Genomic DNA, 14048 nt, shown 5'->3' with positions numbered 1-14048 from the left:
ATTCCATTTAGATGAAAATTAATTAACCTTCAAATTCTTTTTAAGTTATTACAGTGTTATAATTATAAAGGATAAATTAAATGAAAAATATTTTTAATTTAAAATTAATGCAATAACATTATACAATTTATACTATATATGGTAATATGTTATCATATTTAAATTCTTCAATGGGGGGGGTGATTTACTTGCAGACTATGAATAAAGAGCTATTAGATTGTAATGAATTTTATATAAAGACAATAAATTATATATTTTTCTCACCAGAAATCTTTGTTACTGACTCTTATATTTCAAATACTATGGTAACAATGCAGAACAAATTGGTCGAAGAGAATTTAAATATTGAAGATTTTTTATATGTTAAATTTACAATAGGTCTATGTAAATTTAAATTAAATGACTACTTTTCTGCTATTAAACTTTTTAATAATTTAGCTGAAAGTGAAGATTTGAAATATACTCCTTCTTTAACTAGTTATCTATACACTATATTATCTATATCATATTTAAAAATAGAGAATATAGATAAACATATTAATTATTATAATCTTGCTATTAATTACTTAGAAAATAATGATTTTAAGGAGTTATTGTTGTACCTATATTTAAATACAGCACTAATTAAGCTTGAAATTTATAATATAGATGAATTACTATATAGTAATATTAATAATGCTTTTAAAATTTTAACAGAATATGAGGGATATTACTCTTCCCAAGCACTAATATTAATTGGTACTATTTATTATAAGTATTTAAACTTACATAACATTGCTATTGATTTATTTAACAAAGCACTATCTAGTGCTGAAGTAAATGATGAACTTAATGTAGATATATTGGTAAAATATAATATAGGATGTACTTATTTAGCAATGGGAAAAATACATGAAGGAATAAATATGTTAAAATTAATACTAAAGAGTCATAATGATATATTACCTAGCATATTTAAGCTCTTTATCTACTCTAATATTTTAGAATACATTTATAAAATTGATGATATATTTGATGATACAAAGAAATTCTTAACTTTATACAAAAATGAATTATACAATATAGATTCCTATCATTTTGATATTTATCTTGCTAGATATAATCTGATAAATGTACATTATAAAATAATTGAGCATGAGAGTACTTATAACATTGTTCTAACAGATTTATTTTATTATTTAGATAATGCTAACTATGTATATAAAAGTAATCTTGCTAAATTTAATTCTAAAGACTTTGAATTTTGGTTAGAAATAGCTTATGGTAACTTATATTTTGCATTGAAGAATTACGAAAAAGCCTTATTACATCATAAAAAGGCTTTATTATTGTCTAACAAGATTCATAATGAATCAACTATCAATTTATATAAATTAATATCTAATGATTATGAAAAACTTTCTAATTATAAAGATGCTCTTAAATATTATAAAACTTCTGTTAATGCAATAAATAATTATAACAATTTAAATGAAAATGATTTATATATTAAGCTTTTTGATGAATTCAATAATAAAATTGTTCTAAACTCAGTTAATAATAATTTTTTCTCTAATCTGAGCCACGAACTTAAAACTCCAGTTAATATAATATATTCTTCTGTTCAACTAATGGGAGCTTTAAAAGATAGAGATCTGTATTCACTAAAAGAATATTTTAATAAATATGAAAAAAGTGTTAAGCAAAATTGTTTGCGTATGTTGCGACTAATTAATAACTTAATTGATATTACTAAAATAGATTCAGGAACTGCTAAGCTAGACTTAATTTTAGTAGACATTATTCCATTTATTGAAGATTTAACTCTTTCACTTATACCTTATACTAAGTTTAAAAATCTTAGTATTACTTTTGATACTAATGTAGAAAAACTATATTTAAAGATAGATACATATGCATTTGAAAGAATAATTCTAAATTTATTATCTAATGCCATTAAATTTAATAATGTAAATGGAAGTATATTAGTTTCAATAATATCTTCTGATAACAATGTTACTATCTCAATAAAAGATACTGGTATTGGAATACCAGACAACTTAAAAGATTTGGTTTTCAATAGATTTTATAAAGTAGATAATTCTTTTTCTAGAAATACTGAAGGAAGTGGCGTAGGTCTTGCACTTACTAAAGAATTAATTGAACTGCACGGAGGTACAATTAAGATTAATCGCAAGTACACAGATGGCAGTGAATTTCTAGTTAATTTACCTGCTATTTCTGAAAAAGGCATTCTCACAGATACTAACTTTAGATATTTTGTTGATGATGAAAAAATTCTGAGTGAGTTATCTGATATATATGAACTTTTTTAAGTTATATTTTATGAAAGCTTACAAAATATATAATCTAATATATTTTGTAAGCTTTTTTTATGTATTTTTTATTCGATTTAGTAAATACTACTAATGTCTTTTATACTTTAGTAAAATTTACAAAAGGAGGAGTATTGATGAAAAAGTTTGTATGTACTATTTGTGGATATATCCATAATGGTGATACACCACCTGAAATCTGTCCTGTATGTAAAGTTGGTGCAGATAAATTCAAAGAAATTGACAATGAAATGAATTGGGCTGATGAGCATAGAATCGGAACAATAAATAATCTTGATTCTGAAGTTTTAGAATCCTTAAGATCTAACTTTAGTGCTGAATGTACTGAAGTAGGAATGTATCTAGCAATGTCAAGGCAAGCTGATCGTGAGGGGTACCCTGAGGTTGCTGAAGCCTACAAGCGAATCGCATTTGAAGAAGCTGAGCATGCTAGCAAATTTGCTGAAATATTAGGTGAGGTTGTTGTCCCAGACACTAAAGCTAATCTACAAGCAAGAGTAGAAGCAGAATATGGTGCATGTAATGGCAAAAAGAAATTAGCAGACTTAGCCAAGAAACTTAATTTAGACGCAATTCATGATACAGTACACGAAATGTGTAAAGATGAAGCTAGACATGGATGTGCATTTAAAGGCTTATTAAATAGATATTTTCAATAAAGGAGTGATATAATGCAATTAATAAATTGTAATGCAGTAAATTGTTCTCATAATAAAGATATGGTTTGCTACTCTAATAGAATAAATGTTGTTGGGAAAAACTCAACTAAAGATTCAGATACTAGTTGCGGTTCTTTCTTAGATAGTGAAACATATGGTTCTTTAACAAATAACACATTTGATAAAGGTAATCCTTGTGATTGTTTAGTTTGTAATGTTGAAAGTTGCAAATATAATGATAACCAATTATGTTCACTTGATTCTATATATGTTTCAGGACACGGAGCTAATTTATATAGTGAAACAAATTGCGAAAGCTTTTGCAAAAGATGATATAAACAAAAAAAATGATATCTTTGCCAAGATATCATTTTTTCATTAAGGGGATAAATAACTAATCGTTAAGCACTAACAACTATATTTATATAATACTCTTACTTTGTGACAATACTGTTACAAAACATAAATAATTTTTAAATGCCTAAAACCTAATAAATAATTTATACACATAAAAAATTAATAATAAAATTACTGCTCCAAGAATTATCCAAAGCATTGATAGTATAACTTTCCCTTTATTCATATTTTTTTATGTCTTTCTTATAATAATCAATGGTAGATTTTAAAAATTTAACAGTTTGTATTGGAGCTTTTCCAATAGATGTTTCTCCTGCTAATAAAAATCCATCTACGCCATCATTAATAAACTTATAGATACTTTCAACTTCAGGTAATGTTGCTGGATTCCCATTCTTCATACTATTTAATAAATGTGTTCCTATAATAACCCTTTTATTCTTTCTCTTAACTACCTTAATAACCTTTTCTTGCATCTTAATAGCATCTAATAGCCCCGCTTCTGGAACTAAATCTCCTCTGCCAATTACAACAGTATCTACACTCTTTAAAATATAATCGATATTATTTATCCCCATGGGAGTTTCTATCTTAGCCCAAATATCATAATTCTTTTCTTCTGTACTTTCATATATATATCTTTTTATTTCATCTATATCTCTCTTTGACTCAACAAATGATTGACAAATAATATCCAAATTATTATCAAGTGCCCAGATAATATTTTCCTTATCTTTTTTACTAATGATATTTTCTTCATCATATATATTAGTAATATTGCATCCTTTCCCAGCTCTTATTATTCCCCCCTTCATCACCTTTGTCTTTACTATTCCATCACTTACATCTAAAACTTCAAACTTCATAGTATTGTCCTTAATTGATATAGCTTCAACATTACTCCTCTTAATCTTCTCAGTAGTTATATTTAATGGTATATATTTTTTTTTTGAAATCTCATTAATATCTAGACTATTATAATAGTCTTCGCCACAAAAAAATACTTCTTGATTATTATATATTTTGTAGATATATTTTAAATCATTAGATATTCTAACTTTTTTCCCTGATAGATCAACAAGTATATGTATATCACTTTTTATACTTTTAGAGTATTTTATTACTAATTCAAATTCTTCTTTACTAAAATGTGCACAATTTAATCTCAATATATCTACTCCACTTTCTATAAGTTCCTTAATAATCCACTTATCAATAGTTTTTGGCCCTACAGTTGCTATTATGTTCATCTTATTCTCCATTTTATTATTATCATTTATTTTTACTATGAAGCACTGAATTTTATTACAAACCTATTAAATATAATTAAATATTTATATTTAATTATATTTAATAGGTTTGTGTATTATATTTTTATACTTTCTAATAAAGTAATTATTTTATTTATTACGAATTCCTCTAGCTTCTCTTTTTCTTCTAACGGAATTCTTATATATACAACTGGAGCATCTATATTTTTAATTAAATACAGATGTTCACCTTTTTCACATATAACCTCTTGAAGTATATCATCAAAAATATTTAGTAGTTTTCTTCCTATCAATATGGAACAATCACACTCGCTATAAAAAATTTCACTAGCAACTATATTTTCCTTAAAATCAATAGCAAAATAGAAATCAATTTTAGTAATATAAGCAATCAATACTTTTTTTAATAAAGTTCTTCCAGTACTGATACTGTTTTTTTCGTTAAAATTTACTATAAAGTTCCCTTTAGATTTTAACTTATCAGTAATAAAACTTGAAATTTTTTCGCTATTTATATCTATTCCGTACTTCAATTTCCCTCCCAAAACTACCTTATTGTTATTTCATTTTATTCTCTTTATTATAAAATGTTCTAAAGTCACTCTTAAAAGAATATGTTAATATAGAACTTAATCCCAAAGGAGGTTGCTATGAAAAAGTTTATTAGCATTATTCTAGTCCTTACAATTACTTCTATACTTACAAGTTGTAATATTAATGAATCTCAATACATAAGACCTAAGGAAAAACCTATAGCTAATTATTATACAAACGAAATAAAAGATAGAATAAATAAAAATGAAGATTATACAATTAAGATATTCGATTTAAATATATATAAATATTATGATGTAAATAAAGAAGAACACAGTATTATTCCTGAGTTCATAGATACCTTAAAGAATGAAAGTTATGATATAAATATTGATTCTGATTTAACTCCAGAGTATAAAATTATAGTAGAATTTTCAAATGATAAATATATAATAAATGCCTATAATGATAATTTAATTTCAATTCATCCTTGGGATGGTGTTTATCCTCAAGATACAATTTCTATGGAAGATGTTCCTGATTACTATAATCTTTATAAGTATTGTGAATATATTAAAAAGGTTTCTAGTGGCTTTGAGGGATAGGAGATAAATAGTATATTCCTTGCTCCGTCGCATGCGCTCCAAGTCGCCGTAATATACTATTTATCTCCTTCTAACTAAAGGTGATAATTCCTCATTTCATTCGGAATTATGAAATCTATATTCATTCTGAATTATGAAATCTATATTCATTCGAAATTATGGAAGATATATTCTTCGGAGTTATGGAAGCCATTAATACGGTGAACATTTTATATGATTCTAAATAAAAATAGGATGCTGATAAATATTAAAATTATTTTCAACATCCTATTTATTATATCTTATTTATTTCTTATCTCTTCTAACATCCTGAAAACTCTTTTTTTGTTTAATGGATGTATGAAATTCGGTGCTATTTCATTTAATGGAGCTAAAACAAATTCTCTATCTTCCATTCTTGGATGAGGTATAGTTACATATTCATCAGATGTAGCATAATCATCAAAGAAAATAATATCTAAATCTATTATTCTTGGACCCCATTTTATTATTCTCTCTCTTCTCATATCTTTTTCTATTGTTAACAACACTGTCATAAGTTCTCTTGGATTTAGAAATGTTTTTATTTCTATTGCTGTATTTTTAAAACTATCTTGTTCTTCATATCCCCAAGGTTCTGTTTCAATTATACTTGCAACTTTTGTTACTTCAATTTCATTACATTCCTTAAGCTTATCTATAGAAGTTTTTATATTTTCTTCTTTATCTCCAATGTTACTTCCTATAGAAATATAAGCTTTATGCCACTTTCTATAAATTTCTATTGCTGCAGTATCTAAATGTCTTGCGATAGGAGCCCATGGCTTCTTTAGTAGAACCTTAACTCCATGAACTAAATTATAATTTTTTAAAACATACTCAGCAATTTTTTCTGCTGCTGTCTCAATTAAATCATAGGATTCTTTTTGAAACTCTTTTTCTATGTTATGACATAATTCACCGTAATGAACTGATTTACTTAGATCACAAGTCCTAGCAGCATAACTTAAATCAAGATCTAATTCTAAGGAAAGTATAAACTTTTGACCTAGAGATTTTTCTTCTTTAAAAACTCCATGATTAGCAAAAATCTCTATATCTTTTAAGTATAATTTATCCATAGTATATCCTCTACTTACATTTTAATTATTTTATCTGTCATAGTGCAAGCTCTTTTATTTTCTAAAACATCATGTACTCTTACTATTTGGCAACCCTTCATTACTCCCATTACGGTCGTTGCAATAGTCCCTTCTAATCTACTATCTACAGGAAGGTCTAAAGTTAGTCCAATCATTGATTTTCTTGATGCTCCTAATAATACTGGAAATCCTATATTAACTATTTTTTCAAGATTGTTCATAACTTCTAAGTTTTGCTCATAAGTTTTTGCAAAACCTATGCCTGGATCTAATATGATATTTTCTCTTTTAACACCTGCATCTAATGCAATATTTACACTATCTATTAATTCCATTAAAATATTATTCATAAAATCTGAATATGGCTTATCTTCTCTATTATGCATTAATATACAAGGCACATTATACTTTGCTGCAACTTTGGCCATATTACTATCCTTTTTAAATCCCCAAACGTCATTTATAATATCAGCACCAGCCTTAATCGCTTCTTCCGCTGTTTTGCTTTTATATGTATCTATTGAAATTAATACATCCAATTCTTTTTTTATAGCTTTTATAATTGGAATGACTCTTTGTATCTCCTCTTCCTCTGATACATAACTTGCGCCTGGTCTTGTAGATTCACCGCCTATATCTATAATATCAGCACCATCTTCAACCATTTCTTTTGCTCTTTTAACTGCAGATTCAATAGTATTATAATTTCCCCCATCTGAAAAAGAATCTGGTGTTACATTCAATATACCCATTACATATGTTCTTTCTTCTAAGTTAATAATTCTGTCCCCGATCTTCATATTTCTCTCCCTTTTGCTATATCTTTATGTTATTATTTTTTTTATCTTCCTTCCAATAGCACTCCTTATATGCCATGCAATTAAAGCAATTTCTTGAAAGTTTATCGCTTTTGTATATTATTTTAGATAATTCATCTTCACTTTCTCTTCTGTGTTCTTTTATAGACTTTATTATTAAAGTCTTTTCTTCTTTCGTAAAAGACGTATATTGCAATAATTCTTCTGCAATTATAGCACTAGCTTCATGGTGATCTACACCATTATTGTACTCTGCCACTCTACCTATGTCGTGTAGTAAAGCAATGGAATAGATTACCTCCTTACTATAACATAATTTTTTTTCTAAAACAATAATATATGCTATCCTAGCCACATCTAAGAAATGTTCTAGGGTATGATTACAAAACTTTCGTTCTTTTTCAATATTATTAAGTTCTTCTAGTAACATTTTATATTTAGGATGATTTAAAATAATATTAACATTATCCAAGCTTTCACCTTCTATATTCTAAATTATTTAATTAAACTCATAACTTCTCTTCTTAAATTATAATCTTCTAAGAAACATCCTCTATAAGTTGTAGTAGCAGTTTTTGCCCCTGGTTTCTTAACACCTCTCATAGTCATACACATATGCTCCCCCTCAATAATTACCATGGCACCCTTTGCATCTAAATATTTCATTAATGCATCCGCTATTTCAGCCGTAAGTCTCTCTTGAAGTTGTGGTTTTTTTGAGTACACTTCAACACATCTAGCTAGCTTTGATAGCCCTGCCACTTTTCCATTTGGTACATATGCTATATGAACTTTCCCATAGAAAGGTACAAAATGATGTTCACACATAGAATAAAAAGTAATATCTTTTTCTAAGATTAAATCATTTCCTTCAACAGTAAAAGTTTTAGATAGATCGTCTTCAGCCGTATTACCTATTCCTGAAAATATCTCTTCATACATTCTCGCAATTCTATCAGGAGTTTCTAATAATCCTTCTCTAAAAGGATCTTCCCCTATTCCTTCAATTATAAGCCTTACACCTTCTTGAATCTTTTCCTTATCTATCATAAATATTCCTCCTAATCTCCAATTCTTACTTCATATTTGTCTCTTATTCTAGTGGTTATTCTATTGTCTTTAAAAATCTTTTCTTCTAATTGACTTATTCCCATTATACCTAATAAACTATTTGTGATAAATACCTCGTCTGCATTATATAATTCTTCTAATGTAATTTCTTTCTCAACAACTTGAAATTCATCTATAATAAATCTTCTAACTACTCCTGGAAGCAGTCCACATTCAACATTTGGTGTAAATATTTTATCTTCCTTTACAACAAATATATTTGAAATACTTCCTTCAGCTACAAAACCATATTCATTTAAAAATAGTACTTCATCATATCCATTTTTTAAAGCTTCTTCTCTTTCAAGAATATTTTCTAGATAATTAAGTGATTTTATATAAGTTAATTTAGACTTAGAATTTCTATTTATTTTAGAAATCTTTAATGAAAAGCCGTTTAAATAATCTTCTGCTTTGTACTTATTTTCACGTATTTCTAATACAATATTTTTTTCTGAAACAGCTATTTTAAGTACACAATACTTTATTTCATATTTATCTATAATCCTAAGTATATCATCTATTAATATCTCTTCACCTAATTCTAAAGCCTTAATCCCCTTATTTAGTCTTTCAATATGTTCTTTCAAAAAGACAGGCTTATTCTTAATTAATATAGTCTCAAATACACCTCTTCCAAAAAAATACCCATTATCTAGCTCTAATTTATTTTCATTAAAAATTATATTTCTCATTATAATACCCTCATTAATGCCTTAGCTTTATCTAAAGTTTCATTATACTCATCTTCTTCATTAGAATCATAGGTAATTCCTCCACCTACCCCAAAATAAGCCTTATTATCTTTTTTCACTATTGTTCTAATTGCAATATTAAAATCTGCATTTCCTCTAAAATCAAAGTATCCAATAGATCCTGTATATATATTTCTTTTTAATCCTTCTAACTCTTCTATTATTTCCATTGCCCTTATTTTAGGCGTTCCTGTAATAGAACCTCCTGGAAAACATTCTTTGATGCACTTTATAGCAGACACTTCATCTTTTAACTCCCCTTCAACTGTTGAAACTAAATGAAATACTGTAGCATAAGTTTCAAGTTTGAAAAGTTCTGTAACTTTTACAGAATGAGGTTTACATACCTTGCTTAAATCATTTCTTTCTAAATCAACTACCATTAACAATTCTGCTTTATCTTTTTCACTATTTAAAAGTTCTAAACTATTTTTATAATCTTCTTCCTTTGTTTTTCCTCTTGGTCTTGTCCCTTTAATAGGTCTTGTAATAACCTTCTTATTATTAACTTCAAGAAATCTTTCTGGCGAAGAACTTATTATTTGAAAATCTTTATAATTCATAAAAGCCGAAAAAGGTGCTTTATTTATACTTCTAAGCTTCTTATATATCTCAAAAGAATCTTCAGTACTTTCTGTATAAAATCTTTGAGTCATATTTGCTATATAAACATCTCCACTTATTATATAGTCTTTTAATTTTGTTATAGCTAATTTATAATCTTCTTTATTAAAATTAGAAATAAATTTCTTATTTCTATCCTGTACTTGCTGCTCTTCTATTTTTATAGTTTCTTTTATTTTATCTAAAATTAAATCTATTTCTTTGTCATTATCATTTAAAGAAGTTATATATTGCTTATTGTTATGTAAATCAAAAATAATAATATTATTATAAAAAATAAATTTCATATCACTTATTTTAAAGTCTTCAACACTATTATTAGGTAGCTCCTCTAATATTCTGCAAATATCATAGGATATATAACCTATGGCCCCACATAATAATGGAATATTACTATAAATATCTTCTGAAATCTTATATTTTTCAATAAGTTTTTCTAAAACATCAAAGGGTTCTCCTGAAACTTCTACATTATCAATAAAGCAAGTATTACCTTTAGCTTCAAAAGTCATAAAAGGATTTAGTCCAATAAAAGAAAATTTAGATAAATTCTTATCTTCCTTTGATGAATCTAATAGTATAGTATCTCTTTCATTCTTAAATACATTATATACTTCAAGAGGATTAAAATTTATTTGTATTTCTTTTACTTTAATCATCTATATCCTCCTTAAATTTTTTAGTTATCTTAATAAAGTTTTCTAATAATTTATGGCCATCTTCTGTCATTTCAGCTTCTGGATGAAATTGTAATCCAAAAATCGGATACTTTTTATGTCTTATTCCCATAATAATATTATCTTCAGTATAACTAGTAACTTCTATATCTTCATTAAGATTTTCATTATCAATAATAAGAGAATGGTATCTAGTTACTCTTAAAGGATTCTTAATTCCTTCAAATAAATCTACTTCCTTATGATTTATGTAACTTATTTTTCCATGAACAGGCTCTTTACCTTTAGCAACTTTACTATTAAAATAATGTCCTATACATTGATGTCCTAGACAGATTCCAAGTATTGGTTTTATACCTTTAAAATTATGTAAAATATCTAATGATATTCCCGCTTCCTTTGGAGATTTAGGTCCTGGGGAAATTATTATACCATCAATTTTCAACTCTTTAATTTCTTCAATGGATATTTTATCATTTCTGTATATTATTACTTCTTCACCTAACTCTTCAATATATCTAACTAAATTAAACACAAACGAATCATAATTGTCTATCATTAAAAGCATTTTTGTCCTCCAGATTTTGTGTTAAAAATGATATTTATGTGTTAAACTAAATTTAATGTATAGATTATATCATAATATTTTATTAATTTGAAAGGAGATAGTATGTTTAAGTGTGATTTGCATACTCATTCAATTTGTTCTGACGGAAGATTTAAGCCTAGTGAAATAATTGAAATGGCTAAGAAAAGAAATCTTAACTATATTTCTTTGACAGATCATGATACTTTAACAGGAATAAATGAGGCTATTGAGGCATCTGAAAAACTTAATATTAATTTTATTCCTGGTATTGAATTATCTACTGAATACAATGGAGAGTCAATTCATGTTCTAGGCTTTTTTAATAAAAAAAATTATAATAATCCTAAGTTAAATAATGTTTTAGATGAATTAAAAGAAAAAAGAATTTCTAGAGCTTATAAGATAGTTGAAAATTTAAAAAAGCTTCACAATATAGAATTAGATATTAACAAGGTTCTATCTAATGGAAAAGATACAATCGCAAGACCACATATAGCAAAAGCTATTATAGATGCTGGATATAATTATGATCATGAATATATATTTAAAAACTTTATAGGGAACAATTGTCCTGCTTATGTACCTTCTACTAAATTATCAACAATAGATGGTATAAAACTTTTAAAGGAATTTAATGCTTTAGTTTTCTTAGCTCATCCTATATTAGTAAAGAAAACTCCTATAGAAGAGTTAATAAACCTTGGCTTTGATGGTATTGAAGCTATCTACTATCGAAATACTGAGTCTGATACTAATAATCTATTAAAGTTAGCTAAAGAAAAGAATTTATATATTTCTTGTGGATCAGACTGTCATGGAATCCCAAATGATATGTCTCATGGAAATGTTGGAGATGTTAATATTCCTAAAGATGATTCTATTGTTTCAATGTTAAGTTGGGTTTTATCTTTTAAATAATAAATAAAAAAGATGTGGTAATATTTCAATTTGTTTTACCACACCCTATCAATAAAGTAAATGTCTTAAGCATTTACTTTATTTTGTTTTAATACATATTTATTAAATATGATACTTACTATTAATACTGAAATTCCTCCAAATAAAACTACTATATATGCTTCTATACTTTGAAGTAAAAGTCCTGATATTAAATATGATATAGGTACAACTACTTTCACTATGCTAATGGTTAAACTTAAAGCTCTAGCTCTGTATTCTTCATCTATATTTGCTTGCATATTATATGAAAATGGAATATCAACTAAGGATATACATACTCCCATAAAAAGCATTATAAATAAATAATAAGCAACGTATATATTTATATTGTTTATATCTTTAAATAATAATGGAATAGCCACCAATATTATATTTATAGCCATAGCTATACCTATTGTAGAAAAAATAATATTTAATTTGTGCTTAGTCATAATTTTTTTTACCATAAACGCACCTAATATCATCCCTATTGGAACTGCCCCTTGGATTATTCCATAACTTTTTGAGGGTAACTTCAATATATTATTTAGTATAATAGGAATTGGAATTGTAACAGACAAAGATATAAAAAAGTTAATTATTATAAATATAGTTAGAATTTCTATAATATTCTTTTTACTTATTAAATATTTAAAGCCTTCTACTATTTCTCTAAAGTAATTTAATTTTTCTATAGTAATATTTTTAGACTGATTTTCTTCTAATTCACTATTAATATTATATTTAAAATCAATTAAAGTATCTATAATAGCTGAAATTAAAAATGAAATAGAGTTTATTAATATAAAAAATTCTATATTTAGCATAGCAAATGCTATTCCCCCTATTACTGGTCCTAATATAGAGGATATTGAATCTATTATTCGATTTCCTGCATTAATATTAACTAATTTTTCTTTTGAAACCATATTTGGTATTGCTGAATCTATGCTAACATCAAATATAATATTTATACTAGTAATAGTAAAAGTACTTAAATATATAATTCCTATACTTAACCCCTTCCAATTACTTACTAGGTACACTATAAATAAAAATATTGCATTTAAAAGATTAGCTGTAATTACTAGCTTTTTTTTGTTAAACTTATCTGCTATTACTCCTACAAAAGGATTTAATATAATTATAGGAAGTATACTTAAAATCAAGGTCGTAGAAAAACTAATGCTTGATCCAGTTATTTTCAATGTATATAAGCTTATTGCAAAAGTGTACATAGTAGTTCCAAATATTGATATTAAATTTGCTAAATAAAATAATATAATATTCTTATCTTCTTTATTTTTTATAAATCTCATTCTTATCACCTCAAGATAATTCTACAATCCTTTCTTTACACCACATCAAGTATTAATTTTTCATTTTTTTCTATAAAATAATAAAAAAGATAGGGTTAACCCTACCTTTTTCCCAAAAATAAATATGAATAAACTTCCTCATTATGCGAAAAATAATCTTCATATATACTAGGTTTACTTAATGTATCTGATTCTTGTTCTGATATAAGTTTAAAATTATATTTATTTAACTCTTCTCTAATATAATTAATATTAAAATTCTTTCTGTTTTCTTCTTTTATGAAGTTACTTAAAGAAATTTTTTTAAATATAATATATGCTAATAGTAAATATG

The 14048-nt window shown here is 25.8% G+C and carries 15 protein-coding genes and 1 pseudogene; 5 read left to right on the top strand and 11 right to left on the bottom strand.

Going from position 1 to position 14048, the window contains the following annotated elements; translation table 11 throughout:
• The first annotated feature begins 197 nt into the window (after positions 1 to 197).
• The 3 genes from QK892_RS17740 to QK892_RS17730 all read left to right on the top strand — a co-directional run bounded on the left by QK892_RS17740 (position 198) and on the right by QK892_RS17730 (position 3328).
• On the top strand, positions 198 to 2315 hold the full coding sequence (locus tag QK892_RS17740) for a sensor histidine kinase (protein ID WP_317274878.1): 2118 nt from the start codon (positions 198 to 200) through the stop codon (positions 2313 to 2315).
• 137 nt (positions 2316 to 2452) lie between these two features.
• Positions 2453 to 2995 (top strand): NADH peroxidase, encoded by a 543-nt coding sequence (locus QK892_RS17735; RefSeq protein WP_317274877.1) that lies wholly within the window; start codon positions 2453 to 2455, stop codon positions 2993 to 2995.
• 12 nt (positions 2996 to 3007) lie between these two features.
• Positions 3008 to 3328, top strand: coding sequence for a DUF1540 domain-containing protein (locus QK892_RS17730; protein ID WP_317274876.1), 321 nt, complete (start codon positions 3008 to 3010; stop codon positions 3326 to 3328).
• 242 nt (positions 3329 to 3570) lie between these two features.
• Here the strand turns inward: QK892_RS17730 and QK892_RS17725 are convergent, their stop codons facing one another.
• Entirely contained in the window at positions 3571 to 4602 is a 1032-nt protein-coding gene (locus QK892_RS17725) for a pyruvate kinase (RefSeq protein WP_317274875.1), read from the bottom strand.
• Positions 4603 to 4718: 116 nt separating this feature from the next.
• Positions 4719 to 5156 (bottom strand): hypothetical protein, encoded by a 438-nt coding sequence (locus QK892_RS17720; protein WP_317274874.1) that lies wholly within the window; start codon positions 5154 to 5156, stop codon positions 4719 to 4721.
• Between the two features lie 117 nt (positions 5157 to 5273).
• Between QK892_RS17720 and QK892_RS17715 the strand changes: the two genes are divergently transcribed.
• Positions 5274 to 5762, top strand: a complete 489-nt coding sequence (locus tag QK892_RS17715) for a DUF4883 family protein (protein WP_317274873.1) — start codon at positions 5274 to 5276, stop codon at positions 5760 to 5762.
• Positions 5763 to 6043: 281 nt separating this feature from the next.
• On the opposite strand, the gene folK is transcribed toward QK892_RS17715, so the two are convergent.
• Genes folK through QK892_RS17680 form a run of 7 tightly spaced genes read right to left on the bottom strand, consistent with a single transcriptional unit; the run spans position 6044 to position 11435 of the window.
• Positions 6044 to 6862, bottom strand: coding sequence for a 2-amino-4-hydroxy-6-hydroxymethyldihydropteridine diphosphokinase (folK, locus tag QK892_RS17710; protein ID WP_317274872.1), 819 nt, complete (start codon positions 6860 to 6862; stop codon positions 6044 to 6046).
• Positions 6863 to 6876: 14 nt separating this feature from the next.
• On the bottom strand, positions 6877 to 7683 hold the full coding sequence (folP, locus tag QK892_RS17705; RefSeq protein WP_317274871.1) for a dihydropteroate synthase: 807 nt from the start codon (positions 7681 to 7683) through the stop codon (positions 6877 to 6879).
• A 16-nt stretch (positions 7684 to 7699) separates the two neighbouring features.
• Positions 7700 to 8173, bottom strand: coding sequence for an HD domain-containing protein (locus QK892_RS17700; protein WP_317274870.1), 474 nt, complete (start codon positions 8171 to 8173; stop codon positions 7700 to 7702).
• Positions 8174 to 8196: 23 nt separating this feature from the next.
• Positions 8197 to 8751, bottom strand: coding sequence for a GTP cyclohydrolase I FolE (folE, locus tag QK892_RS17695; RefSeq protein WP_317274869.1), 555 nt, complete (start codon positions 8749 to 8751; stop codon positions 8197 to 8199).
• Between the two features lie 11 nt (positions 8752 to 8762).
• The gene (locus tag QK892_RS17690) at positions 8763 to 9506 is read right to left on the bottom strand and encodes an aminotransferase class IV (protein WP_317274868.1); all 744 of its coding nucleotides are present in this window, start codon (positions 9504 to 9506) and stop codon (positions 8763 to 8765) included.
• Positions 9506 to 10849, bottom strand: a complete 1344-nt coding sequence (gene pabB, locus QK892_RS17685) for an aminodeoxychorismate synthase component I (RefSeq protein ID WP_317274867.1) — start codon at positions 10847 to 10849, stop codon at positions 9506 to 9508. The genes QK892_RS17690 and pabB overlap by 1 nt, the downstream gene beginning before the upstream one ends.
• Positions 10842 to 11435 carry an anthranilate synthase component II gene (locus QK892_RS17680; RefSeq protein WP_317274866.1) on the bottom strand — a complete coding sequence of 198 codons (594 nt, stop codon included), beginning with the start codon at positions 11433 to 11435 and terminating at the stop codon, positions 10842 to 10844. Before QK892_RS17680 ends, pabB begins: the two co-directional genes overlap by 8 nt.
• A 102-nt stretch (positions 11436 to 11537) precedes the next feature.
• On the opposite strand from QK892_RS17680, the gene QK892_RS17675 reads away from it, so the two are divergent.
• Complete coding sequence (locus QK892_RS17675; RefSeq protein WP_317274865.1) at positions 11538 to 12374, top strand: PHP domain-containing protein; 837 nt, start codon at positions 11538 to 11540, stop codon at positions 12372 to 12374.
• A 65-nt stretch (positions 12375 to 12439) separates the two neighbouring features.
• Here the strand turns inward: QK892_RS17675 and QK892_RS17670 are convergent, their stop codons facing one another.
• Both QK892_RS17670 and QK892_RS17665 read right to left on the bottom strand, forming a co-directional pair.
• Positions 12440 to 13714 (bottom strand): MFS transporter, encoded by a 1275-nt coding sequence (locus QK892_RS17670; RefSeq protein WP_317274864.1) that lies wholly within the window; start codon positions 13712 to 13714, stop codon positions 12440 to 12442.
• Positions 13715 to 13815: 101 nt separating this feature from the next.
• A pseudogene (locus QK892_RS17665) lies at positions 13816 to 14048 on the bottom strand (methyltransferase); the annotation flags it as partial.

This window comes from Clostridium lamae (genome assembly GCF_033043255.1).
Lineage (GTDB): Bacteria > Bacillota > Clostridia > Clostridiales > Clostridiaceae > Clostridium > Clostridium lamae.
This window is presented reverse-complemented; position numbering and strand designations above follow the sequence as displayed.

Excerpts from the sequence above, each read along its gene's own strand:
- QK892_RS17740 (WP_317274878.1), top strand. The coding sequence starts at position 198 with ATGAATAAAGAGCTATTAGATTGTAATGAATTTTATATAAAGACAATA.
- QK892_RS17735 (WP_317274877.1), top strand. The coding sequence starts at position 2,453 with ATGAAAAAGTTTGTATGTACTATTTGTGGATATATCCATAATGGTGAT.
- QK892_RS17730 (WP_317274876.1), top strand. The coding sequence starts at position 3,008 with ATGCAATTAATAAATTGTAATGCAGTAAATTGTTCTCATAATAAAGAT.
- QK892_RS17725 (WP_317274875.1), bottom strand. The coding sequence starts at position 4,602 with ATGAACATAATAGCAACTGTAGGGCCAAAAACTATTGATAAGTGGATT.
- QK892_RS17715 (WP_317274873.1), top strand. The coding sequence starts at position 5,274 with ATGAAAAAGTTTATTAGCATTATTCTAGTCCTTACAATTACTTCTATA.
- folK (WP_317274872.1), bottom strand. The coding sequence starts at position 6,862 with ATGGATAAATTATACTTAAAAGATATAGAGATTTTTGCTAATCATGGA.
- folP (WP_317274871.1), bottom strand. The coding sequence starts at position 7,683 with ATGAAGATCGGGGACAGAATTATTAACTTAGAAGAAAGAACATATGTA.
- folE (WP_317274869.1), bottom strand. The coding sequence starts at position 8,751 with ATGATAGATAAGGAAAAGATTCAAGAAGGTGTAAGGCTTATAATTGAA.
- QK892_RS17690 (WP_317274868.1), bottom strand. The coding sequence starts at position 9,506 with ATGAGAAATATAATTTTTAATGAAAATAAATTAGAGCTAGATAATGGG.
- pabB (WP_317274867.1), bottom strand. The coding sequence starts at position 10,849 with ATGATTAAAGTAAAAGAAATACAAATAAATTTTAATCCTCTTGAAGTA.
- QK892_RS17680 (WP_317274866.1), bottom strand. The coding sequence starts at position 11,435 with ATGCTTTTAATGATAGACAATTATGATTCGTTTGTGTTTAATTTAGTT.
- QK892_RS17675 (WP_317274865.1), top strand. The coding sequence starts at position 11,538 with ATGTTTAAGTGTGATTTGCATACTCATTCAATTTGTTCTGACGGAAGA.
- QK892_RS17670 (WP_317274864.1), bottom strand. The coding sequence starts at position 13,714 with ATGAGATTTATAAAAAATAAAGAAGATAAGAATATTATATTATTTTAT.